Annotated in this window: 12 protein-coding genes and 1 pseudogene; 11 read left to right on the top strand and 2 right to left on the bottom strand. The window is 58.4% G+C overall.

The genetic code is table 11. From position 1 onward, the window contains the following. Positions 1-10 precede the first annotated feature (10 nt). The 3 genes and pseudogenes from EAW52_RS12265 to EAW52_RS26835 all read left to right on the top strand — a co-directional run bounded on the left by EAW52_RS12265 (position 11) and on the right by EAW52_RS26835 (position 3596). Positions 11-1330: an MFS transporter gene (locus tag EAW52_RS12265; RefSeq protein WP_122042609.1), complete on the top strand. Its 1320-nt coding sequence runs from the start codon at positions 11-13 to the stop codon at positions 1328-1330. 142 nt (positions 1331-1472) lie between these two features. Next, positions 1473-2741, top strand: a pseudogene (locus EAW52_RS26840) (HAMP domain-containing protein); the annotation flags it as partial. 12 nt (positions 2742-2753) lie between these two features. After that, positions 2754-3596 (top strand): methyl-accepting chemotaxis protein, encoded by an 843-nt coding sequence (locus EAW52_RS26835; RefSeq protein WP_372238917.1) that lies wholly within the window; start codon positions 2754-2756, stop codon positions 3594-3596. Between the two features lie 129 nt (positions 3597-3725). Here the strand turns inward: EAW52_RS26835 and EAW52_RS12255 are convergent, their stop codons facing one another. Further along, the gene (locus EAW52_RS12255) at positions 3726-3950 is read right to left on the bottom strand and encodes a hypothetical protein (RefSeq protein WP_010798231.1); all 225 of its coding nucleotides are present in this window, start codon (positions 3948-3950) and stop codon (positions 3726-3728) included. A gap of 213 nt (positions 3951-4163) precedes the next feature. Between EAW52_RS12255 and EAW52_RS12250 the strand changes: the two genes are divergently transcribed. From EAW52_RS12250 to EAW52_RS12220, 7 genes are all read left to right on the top strand, one after another. Further along, positions 4164-5282 (top strand): enoyl-CoA hydratase/isomerase family protein, encoded by a 1119-nt coding sequence (locus tag EAW52_RS12250; RefSeq protein ID WP_122042607.1) that lies wholly within the window; start codon positions 4164-4166, stop codon positions 5280-5282. A gap of 84 nt (positions 5283-5366) precedes the next feature. Continuing rightward, positions 5367-6320 (top strand): AraC family transcriptional regulator, encoded by a 954-nt coding sequence (locus EAW52_RS12245; RefSeq protein ID WP_122044791.1) that lies wholly within the window; start codon positions 5367-5369, stop codon positions 6318-6320. A gap of 116 nt (positions 6321-6436) precedes the next feature. Next, the gene (locus EAW52_RS12240) at positions 6437-8095 is read left to right on the top strand and encodes an AMP-binding protein (protein ID WP_122042606.1); all 1659 of its coding nucleotides are present in this window, start codon (positions 6437-6439) and stop codon (positions 8093-8095) included. A gap of 10 nt (positions 8096-8105) precedes the next feature. Further along, positions 8106-8873 (top strand): SDR family NAD(P)-dependent oxidoreductase, encoded by a 768-nt coding sequence (locus EAW52_RS12235; protein ID WP_122042605.1) that lies wholly within the window; start codon positions 8106-8108, stop codon positions 8871-8873. Between the two features lie 11 nt (positions 8874-8884). Beyond that, positions 8885-10072, top strand: a complete 1188-nt coding sequence (locus EAW52_RS12230; protein ID WP_372238892.1) for an acetyl-CoA C-acyltransferase — start codon at positions 8885-8887, stop codon at positions 10070-10072. A gap of 15 nt (positions 10073-10087) precedes the next feature. Then, positions 10088-11221: an acyl-CoA dehydrogenase family protein gene (locus tag EAW52_RS12225; protein ID WP_122042603.1), complete on the top strand. Its 1134-nt coding sequence runs from the start codon at positions 10088-10090 to the stop codon at positions 11219-11221. Positions 11222-11225: 4 nt separating this feature from the next. Continuing rightward, entirely contained in the window at positions 11226-11999 is a 774-nt protein-coding gene (locus EAW52_RS12220) for an enoyl-CoA hydratase (RefSeq protein WP_010798238.1), read from the top strand. A gap of 38 nt (positions 12000-12037) precedes the next feature. On the opposite strand, the gene EAW52_RS12215 is transcribed toward EAW52_RS12220, so the two are convergent. Continuing rightward, positions 12038-12580, bottom strand: coding sequence for a tetratricopeptide repeat protein (locus tag EAW52_RS12215; protein ID WP_122042602.1), 543 nt, complete (start codon positions 12578-12580; stop codon positions 12038-12040). Between the two features lie 331 nt (positions 12581-12911). On the opposite strand from EAW52_RS12215, the gene EAW52_RS12210 reads away from it, so the two are divergent. Continuing rightward, positions 12912-13526, top strand: a complete 615-nt coding sequence (locus EAW52_RS12210) for a DUF1826 domain-containing protein (protein ID WP_122042601.1) — start codon at positions 12912-12914, stop codon at positions 13524-13526. Positions 13527-13648 lie beyond the last annotated feature (122 nt).

Here is a 13648-nt window from a genome sequence, read left to right as displayed (position 1 = left end):
GCACGTTTACATGCATAGCGACATTCATACGCCTGCCCGGCGATTATCCTGGCAGGACCATAAGACCCTGGGTCTGGCGGCGCTGGGCGGTGCCCTGGAAATCTACGATTTCATTATTTTCGTCTTTTTCGCGCTGGTGCTCAGCCAGTTATTTTTCCCGCCGGAAATGCCTGAATGGCTGCGGCTGCTGCAAAGCTTCGGCATTTTTGCCACTGGGTACCTGGCGCGCCCCTTGGGCGGGATTCTCATGGCGCATTATGCCGACCGCCTGGGGCGCAAGCGCATGTTCAACCTGAGCATCCTGCTTATGGCATTGCCAAGCCTGCTCATTGGCGTGATGCCTACTTATGCGCAGATCGGCTACTTTGCACCGCTGATCCTGCTGGCGCTACGGGTATTGCAGGGGGCTGCCGTCGGCGGCGAGGTGCCCAGTGCCTGGGTGTTTGTAGCAGAGCATGCCCCGGCCAATCACCGAGGTTATGCGCTGGGTATTCTTCAGGCAGGCCTGACATTTGGCTACCTGTTGGGTGCACTGACGGCCACGTTGCTGTCATCAATCTATGCCGAGAAAGAACTCCATGCCTATGCCTGGCGTATCCCCTTTATCCTGGGCGGCTTTTTTGGCGTCCTGGCGGTATGGCTACGGCGGTGGCTGAACGAGACGCCTGTCTTCATGGAGATGCAGGCTCGTAAGGTATTATCGGCGCGCCTGCCGTTATCGACGGTCCTGCGAGAACACCGCACCGCCTTGCTGCCGGCGGCACTGCTGACGTGCGTTCTGACTTCGGCAGTGGTCGTCCTGGTGGTTGTGACGCCTACCGTGATGCAGAAGTACTTTCATATTCCGACCAGTACCGCGTTCCGCATGAGCTGCATCGGTATCGTGTTTCTGAATATTGGCTGCGTCATCGCCGGGCGCATCGCTGATCGGATAGGTCCCTGGCAAGCGATGGGATTGTACAGCGCCGTTCTCGCCCCCGGTATTGCCGTCCTGTATACGAGTCTGGTCAGCGAGGCGATAGCGCTCTGGCTGGGCTACGCGATCGCAGGTCTTGCCTGCGGCATTGTGGGCGTCGTGCCATCGGTGATGATCGGGCTGTTTCCCTCCAATATTCGAGTCACGGGTATTTCCTTTACCTACAATATTGCGTACTCGATCTGGGGCAGCATCACGCCGTTGATTCTGATTGCCCTAATGCCGGTCAGCCCCTGGTTGTGCGTGGGCTACTGCGCGGTCATGGGCCTGGTCGGACTTGCCCTTATGCTGGCTTACCGGCATGACACTCGACTGTCGCGTCCCCTGACCGATTTCTCCTCCTCGTCAGACTGATTTTGCTTCTGCACCTGTCCTGTCGGTTGAGCACCCGGCGGGCAGGCGTGACGAGATGTTGTCTTAGCCGACAGGCTGCAATTCAGCTTTTCCAATCTGCGCCGATAGAGCCTTTTAGATAAGCAGACATGGAAAAGGCACCATGAAATTCAAGTCTATTCAGTACACCATCATGGCGTATGCTGGTGCCTGTATCCTGGCGATCGTCATCGCTCTGGTGGGGTATGCGTTGGTCACCGGCGCGCGTACACAGGATCAGGCGGCCAAGGGTACAGAGGCGTTGTTTGAAAAGGTTATCCGTGAGCGGCTGATTTCATTGGCCGATGCCAACGTCATACATATCCAGCATGACCTTGAAAAGCCATTGAACATTGCAGCATCACTGGCGCACCTGAGTGCCTTGTCTGCCAGCGATCCGAGCACTAGCGTCCATCTGTCGCGAGATGAGCAGAATCGAATCGTTCGGAATGCGATGGAAAAGCACCCTGAACTCCTGGGCGCCTATCTGGGCTGGGAGCCCAATGCCTTTGCAGGTGACGACTATCAGTTCATGGGGCAGCCCGGTCATGACAGTACTGGCCGCTTTCTGCCGTACTGGTTCCGCAATGCCGATGGTACGCTCGGCCATGACATCATTCAGTTCATGGAAAGCCAGAAACGCTCCGACCTGGGCGTGCGCGAGGGCGAGTACTATCTGTGTGCCAAGGAAACGCAACAGCTTTGCGCCGTTGACCCCTATACCTATGACGTCGCTGGCAAGCCTGTCCTGATGGCGTCGTTTACTGCGCCTATCATGGTCAAAGGCAAGTTCCAGGGTATTGCTGGTGCGGACCTGTCCGTCGGCTTTATTCAGGATGCTCTGGTCAAGGCCAACCAGTCGCTCTACCAGGGCGCAGGTCAAATGGCACTGATTGCCAGTAATGGTGCCTTGATTGCCTATACCAAGGACGCCGGCCAGCTGGGCAAGTCTGTCAGTGCCCTGCTGGATGAAAGCGAGCTGAATAATCTGAAGCAGCTGAAGTCGGCCGAGCCGCTATACGACTATGACGAAACGCATGGGCATATCGAGCTGTTCCTACCGTTCAAGGTCGGTAACACGTCCGCTCAGTGGACACTGATGATCCAGCTGCCCATCCAGGCCGCACTGGGTGAGTCTCTGAAACTTCACGACGATATCAAGGCGCAGAGCGATCGAAATACCTTCGGGATGGGATTGGTCGGCCTGGCCATTGCCATTATCGGGCTTGGCGCGTTGTGGCTGGTAAGCCGCAGTATCACGCGACCACTGAAGCAAATGGTGCTGATGCTGGACGACATCGCTCAAGGCGAGGGCGATCTGACCCGTCGGCTGGATGAAAACCGGCCCGATGAGCTGGGTGCCATGGCAAAGGGTTTCAACCGCTTCCTGGCCAAGCTGCAAGCCATGATTACCCAGGTAGTATCCTCGGTACAAAAAGTGAGCGATGCATCCGAGCATACGGCAGAGATCGCCATTCACACCCAGCAAGGGGTACAGAAGCAACAATCTGAAATCGATCAAGTGGCGACGGCCATTCAGGAAATGTCCGCTACAGCCCAGGAGGTTGCCCGCAGTGCCAACCAAGCGGCCGAGGCGGCAGGTAATGCAGATCAGTCGGCTAACCACGGGCGGACTATTGTGCAGAACTCCAGCGATGCGATTTCCGCACTGGCTGCCGAGATCGACCGTGCGGTTGTCAGCGTGGAAGGGCTGGCTAAGGACAGCGAAAACATTACCACGATCCTGGTCAGCATTCGCGGCATTGCCGAACAGACTAATCTACTGGCCCTCAACGCAGCCATTGAGGCGGCACGGGCTGGTGAGCAGGGCCGCGGCTTTGCCGTAGTGGCGGATGAGGTTCGTAATCTGGCGGGCAAGACTCAGCAGGCGACCCAAGAAATCCAAACCATGATCCAGCAGCTGCAAAGCGGTACGCAGGACGTGGTGCAGATCATGCAGGCCAGTCAGGCGAAGACCGAGACCAGCGTGCAGCAGTCTTCCGAGGCCGCAGCTGCGCTGGCGGCGATCACCGAGGCGGTTTCCGTCATCACGGAAATGAACATCCAGATCGCGGGAGCGGCCGAAGAGCAAAGTGCCGTGGCGGAGGACATCAACCGTAATGTTACCGTGATCGGAACGGTTGCATCTGAAGTGGCCCAGGGTGCAGAGCAGTCGTCGCACGCCAGTGCCGAGCTGACGCAGCTGGCCGAGCAGCAGCGTCGCCTGGTCAATCAGTTCAAGGTCTGACGGCAGAACTGCCCGCCCGCAACAAGGGCGGGCAACGCAGGGAAGCAATCGGAGTAGGGGAGGGCGGTTCTTACACTGCAATACGGCGATAAGAACACGACCCTCTCAGGTCAGCAGCGTGGGGCCGGGTTACAGCTCAGCCAGCCGGATGAGATAGCCGTCGATTTCTTGCACAGGCATGCCAGTTTCGGTGCAAAGGTAGGTACTTTGCACCACCTTGTCGTCAAGAATCATCGGTGAGTTGGCAGCGTCTTTCCCTTTCAACTCCGTCAGTGCTTCTTTCAAATCAAATACAGCATCGCTATAGCTAACCAGCTTGTGACCATACTGGCCCTGCATGATGAGAAAATGCATGAGGTTTGTCCTGTAGGTTGCTGACCTGATTAGTTATAGGTGACTTTTAGGTATTTACAAAGCCCCGCTAATCGGCAAGCGGCTAACTTCTTATCACCGTTAGGATTAATTGTCTCCCTTGGGTGGAATGTGCTTATCTGATAGGGCATTTCTCATGGCCCCGTCGCTCCTGGCAGACAGGGCGACCGATAAGAACAAGACGAGAGCACCTACATGAGTGAGCGCTGCATCCAGGTAACGGAACTGCCACTGGCCTCCGGCAAGCGACTCGGACGCGTCACGCTAGACGCACCAAGCAGCCTGAACGCCCTATCCTTCAACATGGCCGTCCAGCTAGAAGAACAGCTCAGGCACTGGGCTGAGCGGGACGATATTGACGCGGTCTGGCTGGAGGGAATTGGTGAAAAGGCCTTTTGCGCAGGAGGCGATATCGTCGCGCTCTACAAGGCCATGCGGGAAGGAGAAGCTGGGCCGGGCAAGGCCACCGGTGAGTACTTTACGCTGGAATACCGGCTCGATCACTTCATCCATCATTACCCCAAGCCGCTTATTGCCTGGGGGGCAGGTTACGTCATGGGAGGAGGGCTTGGGTTGCTCGCCGGTGCCTCTCATCGCGTGGTATGCGAGAGCACCCGTGTTGCCATGCCTGAGGTCAGCATCGGGTTATATCCCGATGTAGGAGCGAGCTGGTTTCTCAACCGCATGCCGGGCCGTTGCGGGCTGTTCCTAGGCGTAACCGGCGCACAGCTTACGGCGCGTGATGCGGTTTTCGTCGGGCTGGGGGATCGCTGCATTGCAGCGGAGCGGCGTGAACAGGTTATTGCCGATTTGCAGGCCATGCCCGACAGGGTGCTCAGCCATACCTCGGTTGCTCAGGTGCTGCGCCAGCATGAGCAAGCAAGCATGGCCGCGATGCCTGAGCCAAATGTGCAACCGCTCTTCGATACCCTTCAGGCCCTGACGGATTTCGATGATGACAAAACCGTACTTGCTGAAATCAAGGCCTACAGCGGCAATAATCCCTGGCTAACCAAGGCGGCCAAGACATTGGCCCAGGGCTCACCGACTTCGGCGGCCATCACGCTGCGTCAGCTCAGGCGCAGCAAGCGCTGGTCGCTGGCCGAGGCGCTGCGCAGTGAATTGGACCTGTCGGTGCGCTGCACTCAGCTCGGTGAGCTGCAGGAGGGGATACGCGCCCTGCTGATCCACAAGGACCGCCAGCCGAAATGGCATGCAGATCCACTCGCAACGGACGACCCGGCTTGGCTGGATGCCTTTTTCGAGCCTGCCTTTCCGGCCCACGAGCATCCGCTGCGCGCCCTGAAGGACTGATCAGTGGTCAGCCGTGCCGTTCCCAAGGGCACCATCTCGACCTATCTGGTGGAGGAGGCGCTACAGGCCTTTGCTGCGCGGGGAATGAGCCATGCGGAGTTATTGTGCGACATCGGGCTGGCGCCAGACTGTCTGGCGGAGCCGGGCGGCCGGGTGCCCGTCCCCTTTTACGGGCGCATCTGGCGGCGTCTGGCGCGGCGCTTTGATGATGAGTTTTTTGGCATGGACCCGCGTGGCATGCGGTCTGGTAGTTTCGAGTTTCTCTGCCGGGCCTGCCTGTCCCAACCTACGGTAGGCGCAGCGTTGATTCATGGGCTGGCTTTTCTCGGGCTTACCTTCGAGCACCTTCGTGGTGAGCTGGTCCGCAGCCAGAGCCTGGCGGAAATTATATTGCGGGAGCCCGCCGGGGCGCCCAATCGAGCCTTCGCGTATTTTACCTACTGGATGATCGTTCACGGCGTAGCCTGCTGGCTGGCTGGCCGCCGGATCCCGATCTTGGCAATCGAGCTGCGCTGCCCCGAGCCCGCCTTTACGGCCGATTACAAGGTCATGTTCTCAGACAACCTGCGTTTCAACCAGAATCGAACGCGCATCATCTTTGCCGCCGAGGTGCTGGATGTGCCGGTAAGACGCAGCGAGGCGGACCTGCAGCGTTTTCTGGCTGAGGCGCCCTGCAACATTCTGGAGAAATACCGCGATTCGGACAGTTTGGCGAGTCGGATCAAATTGCAGTTGCGGCAACTGCCGGGCGAACAGTGGCCGACCAGTGAAGCCCTGGCGCACACCCTGTGCATGTCACCTGCCACTCTGCGGCGGCGTCTGGCAGAGCAGGCGCAATCCTACCAGGCGATCAAGGACACCGTACGCAAGGAGCAGGCGATCGACTGGCTGGCCGATCCCTCGATGACCTATTCGGACATTGCTACTCAGCTTGGCTTCGCTGATATCAGCGCCTTCTACAAGGCCTTTCGTAAATGGACCGGAACCAACCCTGGTCACTACCGCAACCTGATTCTCGCCCAGGTCGACTCTGCCTGATTGTCCAAACCGCTCAGCCAGATTGAAGGGTTTGACCATTGCAAGCCAGCGCTGGCGCGATACAGTCAAAAAAGACGCTCCTGACGTTCCAATAACAACAAGCCGAGGAACTGATCATGCAGGACTATCAGGCTGCCTATTCCAGCTTTGATTTCCCTTCTGTTGTTGCCAGCCGACTGAGCGGGACGCTCGAATCGCTCAACGCCTGTATCGAATGCTGCGACCGCCACGCCCTGCCGGGCCGTATCGCCCTGTTCTGGGAGGGCCGCGACGGTAGCAGCGAAACCTGGACGTTTATCGAACTCATGCAGCGCGCGGCCCAGTTCGCCCATTTTCTGGTGGCCCAGGGGATAGGTCCGGGTGATCGTGTGGCGGGCCTGCTGCCGCGTACGCCAGAGCTTCTTGTGACGATCCTTGGCACGTGGCGGGCTGGTGCGGTCTACCAGCCCGTGTTCACAGCGTTTGGCCCCAAGGCCATCGAGCATCGACTTACGACATCAGAGGCGAAACTAGTCGTGACCGATGGGGCCAACCGAGGCAAGCTGAGCGACGTCGATCATTGCCCCACCATTGTTACGCTGGGTGGCCGACGTGGTCTGGGCATTGAGCGGGGCGACTTCAGTTTTTGGAGCGAACTGGAAAAGCATCCTACCCATTTCGAGCCGGTCATGCGTGCAGGGGATGATCCTTTCCTGCTCATGTTTACTTCGGGCACCACAGGCCCTGCCAAGCCACTGGCCGTTCCGCTCAAGGCCATCGCCGCGTTCATGGGTTACATGAGCGATGCCATCGACCTGCGCCCGGAAGATGCCTTCTGGAACGTGGCTGATCCCGGCTGGGCCTATGGACTGTACTACGCCGTGACAGGCCCTCTGGCGCTGGGACATCCCACTACGTTTTATGATGGTCCGTTCTCGGTGGAGAGCACCTGTCGCATCATCCGCAAATATGGCATTACCAACCTGGCCGGTTCGCCTACTGCCTACCGGATGCTGATTGCCGGTGGTGACAGCGTAATCGACTGCCTCAAAGGGCGGCTGCGAGCGGTCAGCAGTGCAGGAGAGCCGCTCAATCCGGAGGTAATCCGCTGGTTCGCGCAGAACCTGGGCGCAACCATCCATGACCATTACGGGCAGACCGAGCTGGGCATGGTGTTGTGTAATCACCACGCACTGGAGCATCCGGTGCGGCCCGGCTCGGCAGGCTTTGCCAGCCCTGGACACCGAGTCGTGGTAGTGGATGACCAGGCGCAGGAGTTGCCCGCAGGCCAGCCTGGTATCCTGGCAGTAGATCTCTCACAGTCGCCCATGTGCTGGTTTGGTGGTTATCTGGGGCTGCCTACCAAGTCCTTCGTCGGCCCTTACTACCTCAGCGGCGATACGGTCGAGCTGAACGATGACGGCAGTATAAGCTTTGTAGGGCGATCCGATGATGTGATCACAACGTCGGGCTATCGCGTTGGACCGTTCGATGTGGAAAGTGCCTTGATCGAGCATCCGGCCGTGATCGAGGCGGCCGTAGTGGGCAAGCCTGATCCAGAGCGCACCGAAATCATCAAGGCATTCGTCGTCATTCATAGCCGGTACTGTGATACCCCAGAGCTTGCCGAAGAGCTGCGTCAGTACGTACGCAAACGCCTGGCCGCCCATGCCTATCCGCGGGAAATCGAATTTGTGGCGGAGCTTCCCAAAACCCCCAGTGGCAAGGTCCAGCGATTCATCCTGCGTAACCAGGAGATTGCGAAGGCCCAGGCTACCCCGGCATCTGCCGCCTAAGGAGTGCTGTATGCAGATTGAAAACAAAACGTTCCTTGTGACCGGTGCGGGCTCGGGCCTGGGGGCTGCTACCGCGACCATGCTGGTGGAGGCTGGAGCCAACGTTATGCTGGTGGATATGCATGCGCCCAGTGTCGAGGCGAAGGTCGAGGTACTTGGCCCACGGGCACGCTGCGCCGTGACCAATGTCACCGACGAAGCTCAGGCGCGTTCAGCCGTAGCCGCCACGATGGAGGCTTTTGGCGCCGTTCATGGGCTGGTCAATTGCGCAGGTGTCGTAGGGGGTGAAAAGGTACTGGGAAAAAGCGGTGTTCATGGTTTGGACAGCTTCAGCCGAATCGTCGGCATCAATCTCATTGGTAGTTTCAACATGCTGCGTCTGGCGGCCGAAGCCATGACGCAGGGCGAGGTTGAGGCCAGTGGCGAACGTGGCGTCATCATCAACACCGCTTCCATTGCAGCCTTTGACGGGCAAATTGGGCAAGTAGCCTATGCAGCCTCGAAAGGCGGCGTCGCCAGTATGACGCTACCGGCTGCCCGGGAGTTGGCACGTTACGGGATACGCGTCATGACCATCGCCCCAGGTATCTTCGAGACCCCCATGATGGCAGGCATGACAGAGGCCGTGCGCGAATCCCTTGCTGCAGGCGTGCCGTTCCCGCCGCGTCTTGGTAGGCCCGAGGAATATGCAGCCCTGGTCAGGCACATCATTGAAAACAGCATGCTCAACGGCGAGGTGATTCGTCTCGACGGCGCCTTGCGCATGGCAGCCAAATAAGAGAGATCATTATGAATCAGGATCCCATCGTTATCGTCAGTCTTGCCCGCACCCCCATGGGTGGTTTCCAGGGCGATCTGCAAGGGCTGAGCGCAACGGAGCTGGGCGCCCAGGCTATCGGCGCGGTTATCGAGCGTAGCGGCATCAGCGTTGAGGCAGTAGATGAAGTGCTCATGGGCTGCGTGCTTCCCGCCGGCCTGGGGCAGGCACCGGCACGGCAGGCTGCCCTGGGTGCAGGCCTTACCCAACACACACCCTGCACTACGCTCAACAAGATGTGTGGCTCCGGCATGCAGGCTGCCATTCTCGGCCATGATCTGCTGCGGGCTGGCAGTGCCAACGTTGTTATTGCCGGGGGCATGGAAAGCATGTCCAACGCACCGTATCTGTTGGATCGTGCCCGCGCCGGCTATCGCATGGGCCATGGGCGCGTACTGGATCATATGTTCCTGGATGGGCTGGAGGATGCCTATGACAAGGGACGCCTCATGGGGACTTTTGCCGAAGACTGTGCCCAGCAGCATGATGTCAGCCGTGCTGCCCAGGATGAGTATGCGATGGCTTCTCTGACCCGGGCGCGCAAGGCCATCGAGGAGGGCGCCTTTGCGGCCGAGATCGTGCCGGTTAGTGTCAAGACCCGTAAGGAAGAACGCCTTATCCGCGATGATGAGCAGCCGCCCAAGGCCCGGCTCGACAAGATTCCCGAATTAAAGCCCGCGTTCCGTCAGGACGGTACGGTAACGGCTGCCAACGCCAGTTCGATTTCCGATGGTGCAGCGGCGCTGGTACTGATGCGCCGCTCCGAGGCCGAGCGGCAGGGGCTGACGCCATTGGCCGCTATCCACGGACATGCAGCCTTCGCCGATGCACCGCATCTGTTTCCCACGGCGCCCATTGGCGCTATCCAGAAGCTCATGAAGCGGACAGGCTGGTCGCTGAACGACGTAGATCTGTTCGAAATCAACGAAGCATTTGCTGTAGTTGCCATGGTCACCATGCGCGAGCTTGGACTGCCCCATGAAAAGGTCAACATTCATGGCGGTGCGTGTGCACTGGGCCATCCTATTGGCGCTTCAGGTGCACGGATTCTGGTGACCCTGATTTCGGCCTTGCGCCGTCATGGGCTGCGCCGAGGCGTAGCGGCCATTTGCATTGGCGGCGGCGAGGCAACCGCGATGGCCGTGGAATGCCTGTATTGATGTGAGGACAAGATCATGCTGATTACCGAAGAACAACAAAGCATTGCCGACATGGCCCGTCAGTTTGCTCAGGAGCGGCTGCGTCCGTTCTCGGCAGAATGGGACCGCGAGCATACCTTTCCTCGAGAAGCGTTACGGGAGATGGCGGAGCTGGGTTTCATGGGCATGCTGGTGCCTGATACTTGGGGCGGCTGCGAGACCGGTTATGTTGCCTATGCACTGGCCCTTGAGGAAATTGCCGCCGGTGACGGGGCCTGTTCTACCATCATGAGCGTGCATAACTCGGTAGGCTGCGTCCCGATTCATCACTTCGGCACCGATGAGCAGAAAACCCAGTTTCTGATACCGCTGGCTACGGGTGAAATGATCGGTGCCTTTGCACTCACCGAACCCCAGGCCGGCTCGGACGCCAGTGATCTACGGACCAAGGCACGGCGGGAAGGTGATGAGTACGTAATCAACGGGGCCAAGCAATTCATTACCTCCGGCAGTAATGCAGGCGTTGTGATTGTCTTTGCCGTGACGGATCCATCCGCTGGTAAACGAGGCATCACCGCCTTTCTGGTGCCAACCTCAACACCCGGCTATTCGGTCGTTCGTGTAGAGCACAAATTGGGCATTCATGCCTCCGACACCTGTCAGATCCAACTGGACAACGTGCGTATCCCGGCGGCTTTTCGGCTGGGCGAGGAAGGGCAAGGCTACAAGATCGCCCTGGCCAACCTCGAGGGCGGACGCATCGGTATTGCAGCGCAAGCAGTGGGCATGGCACGCGCGGCATTCGAATATGCACGCGACTACGCCCGTGACCGGCAGACCTTTGGCAAGCCTATCGTCGAGCATCAGGCTGTGTCTTTCCGCCTGGCGGACATGGCAACCGAAATCGCCGTGGCTCGGCAGATGGTGCTGCATGCCGCCGCGCTCAGGGATGCCGGCAGGCCTGCATTGGTCGAGGCCTCCATGGCCAAGCTGTTTGCCTCCGAGATGACGGAGCGCGTCTGCTCCGCTGCCTTGCAAACCCTGGGTGGCTATGGCTACCTCAACGACTATCCGCTGGAGCGCATCTATCGCGACGCCCGGATCTGCCAGATTTACGAGGGCACCAGTGATATTCAGCGGCTTGTCATTGCCCGCCATCTAGGAGAGTAACTTCATGTCCTATGAAACCCTGGTGATCGAAATACAGGAGCGTGTTGCGCTGATCACACTCAACCGCCCTCAAGCCCTGAATGCCCTGAACACAAAACTGATCAACGAACTCAATCAGGCGTTGGACGGGCTGGAGCGGGACAGCACCATTGGCTGCATCGTGCTGACCGGGTCGTCCAAGGCCTTTGCGGCAGGTGCGGATATCAAGGAAATGGCTGACCTGACCTTTCCTGACATTTATCTGGATGATTTTTTCTCTGCTGTGGATCGTGTCGCCAGCCGGCGCAAGCCGATGATTGCAGCCGTAGCCGGATATGCCTTGGGAGGTGGGTGTGAACTGGCGTTGCTATGCGACTTCATCTACGCCGCGGACAATGCCAAGTTTGGCCTGCCGGAAATCAAGCTTGGCGTCTTGCCGGGCATGGGAGGTACTCAGCGGCTGACGCGGGCGCTGGGCAAGGCCAAGGCCATGGAAATGTGCCTGACCGGCCGTATGATGGAGGCACCGGAAGCCGAGCGGGCAGGGTTGGTAGCCCGCATTTTCCCTGTGGACAGCCTTGTGAGCGAAACCCTGAAAGTTGCTCATGAGATCGCCAACAAGTCGTTGACGGCAACGCTGATGGCCAAGGAGAGCATCAACCGGGTCTTTGAAACGAGCCTGAGTGAAGGTGTGCGGTTCGAACGACGTATTTTCCATGCCGTCTTCGCCACGGCGGATCAGAAAGAGGGCATGAAGGCGTTTGTTGAAAAGCGGGACGCAGATTTTAAGCACCGGTAATGTCGAGGCTGGGTCTGATGGCGGACCCAGCCCTTGTTTCAGGGAAGCGTAGACAGCCGCTGGCAGCTGCTCTCGAACTTCTTGTCGCAGGCGCTCTTGTAGAGCTGCTTGGCCTGAAAGGTATCCTTGGGCAGGCCATGCATGCCTCCCATATAAAAGTTACCCAGCATGTGCTGAGCCATGGGATTGCCACCGGCTGCTGACTGATTAAGGTATTTGATCATATCGGCCTCGTTGGCCAGGGCCGGATCAGCTTGTCCTGAATACAGAAATGCCAGGTTCACGGCTGCCTCGGGATGACCGCGGTCAGCGGCCAGCTTCCACCAGCGCTCGGCCTGTCTTAAGTCCTTGGTTGGCTTGCCCATGAAATAGAAGCTGCCCAGCTGGATCTGCGCGTCGATATCGCCACGCTCAGCCATCGCTTTGGCGGTATTGAAGTCCATGGGCGCCTGAGTGGTCGGACTGGCCGCAGTGCCTTCGGTGGGTTGGTCAGTTGTTTCTGGCGTATCCGCTTCTTGATGGGCGCAGCCACTCAACAGCATAAGGCCAAGCAGTGGACCTGCCAGTTTTCTAATGAGCATTCGTTCTCCTTGATAATAACGTCCGGGTCTGGCCCTTAGGCTTGTACATAAACGAAAGATTCAACACGCCGCAACGCATCGCTTCAAGAACATTGTCTTGGCGCACATGACCACTATCCGAGAGATATCAAAGGTGATCACAGGATAGAGCAGGCATTATCAAAAGCTAATTTGTGTTATGTTATAACTTAATCATGTATCTTGTGTTTGAGTCTATATCCGACAGGTCCTGCCCGTGCTGCGTCAATACGCATTTACACCCAACATACTGACCTCTTGTTTGTTAGGTGGGGAAGCAAGCCTGTGCCTGACGCTTTAAAAAGTGAGTCTGATGAACATGGCAGAACCTAGCGTTACACCCCGGCAGGTAGCAGGCGATACCCCTGCCGTTTTGGCTGATGTGCTCCATGACGGTATCAACCTCGCCATCTGGAACCGCTGCCTTCCTTTGCACATTGAACAGTTCGCCCGGATATTGACCGGCGTGGCCGAGCCATTTGCCCAGTCTCTGGTGGTGCAACTGGAGGATGCGGAAGCCGAACCCAATCTGAGTCAGCTGGCCGGCACCCATAAGGATTTGGAGGGTCACGAAGGGTTTGTTGCAGACGTCGCCTGGCTGGTCAAAGCCTTCGCCTATTTGCTCAATGCCCGCCGAGTCGGGGTGCGTTTGCGCTTGCTGGACAAGGCAATGTGCCCACGCTTTCACGTTGACCACGTGCCGCTTCGGCTGGTGACGACCTATTCCGGGCCGGGCAGTCTCTGGTCAGGCAAAAGCCAGCTGACCACTATATCTCTGGACGAAGCCCATCAACTCGCGCTAGGTGCAGTGGCGCTGCTCAAGGGTGACAAGTGGGAGGGCAACGAAGGGGCAGGCATCGTGCATTGTTCGCCTGCCTTGGTGGCGGGCGAGAAGCGCCTGTTTCTGTCACTGGACTGGCTGGCTTAGGGAGGTTTACACAAATCAAAGCCTGTCACCCATTAAAACCTAGGTTGTATTGATTAGATTATGGAAGGAAGAGACGGCGTCTGGTTGGAACGGTTGACTTCGAGGAAGGCCTGAGGGACGAA

The sequence above is a fragment of the Pseudomonas sp. LTJR-52 genome (assembly GCF_003691465.1).
Taxonomy (GTDB): domain Bacteria; phylum Pseudomonadota; class Gammaproteobacteria; order Pseudomonadales; family Pseudomonadaceae; genus Chryseomonas; species Chryseomonas luteola.
Note: the sequence above shows the minus strand (reverse complement) of the source record. Positions and strands in the feature narration are given on the sequence as shown.

Bases quoted from the DNA above. Each gene is read 5' to 3' on its own strand.
- EAW52_RS26835 (WP_372238917.1), top strand. From the start codon at position 2,754: ATGATTACCCAGGTAGTATCCTCGGTACAAAAAGTGAGCGATGCATCC.
- EAW52_RS12240 (WP_122042606.1), top strand. From the start codon at position 6,437: ATGCAGGACTATCAGGCTGCCTATTCCAGCTTTGATTTCCCTTCTGTT.
- EAW52_RS12210 (WP_122042601.1), top strand. From the start codon at position 12,912: ATGAACATGGCAGAACCTAGCGTTACACCCCGGCAGGTAGCAGGCGAT.
- EAW52_RS12250 (WP_122042607.1), top strand. From the start codon at position 4,164: ATGAGTGAGCGCTGCATCCAGGTAACGGAACTGCCACTGGCCTCCGGC.
- EAW52_RS12235 (WP_122042605.1), top strand. From the start codon at position 8,106: ATGCAGATTGAAAACAAAACGTTCCTTGTGACCGGTGCGGGCTCGGGC.
- EAW52_RS12230 (WP_372238892.1), top strand. From the start codon at position 8,885: ATGAATCAGGATCCCATCGTTATCGTCAGTCTTGCCCGCACCCCCATG.
- EAW52_RS12265 (WP_122042609.1), top strand. From the start codon at position 11: ATGCATAGCGACATTCATACGCCTGCCCGGCGATTATCCTGGCAGGAC.
- EAW52_RS12220 (WP_010798238.1), top strand. From the start codon at position 11,226: ATGTCCTATGAAACCCTGGTGATCGAAATACAGGAGCGTGTTGCGCTG.
- EAW52_RS12255 (WP_010798231.1), bottom strand. From the start codon at position 3,950: ATGCATTTTCTCATCATGCAGGGCCAGTATGGTCACAAGCTGGTTAGC.
- EAW52_RS12245 (WP_122044791.1), top strand. From the start codon at position 5,367: ATGAGCCATGCGGAGTTATTGTGCGACATCGGGCTGGCGCCAGACTGT.
- EAW52_RS12225 (WP_122042603.1), top strand. From the start codon at position 10,088: ATGCTGATTACCGAAGAACAACAAAGCATTGCCGACATGGCCCGTCAG.
- EAW52_RS12215 (WP_122042602.1), bottom strand. From the start codon at position 12,580: ATGCTCATTAGAAAACTGGCAGGTCCACTGCTTGGCCTTATGCTGTTG.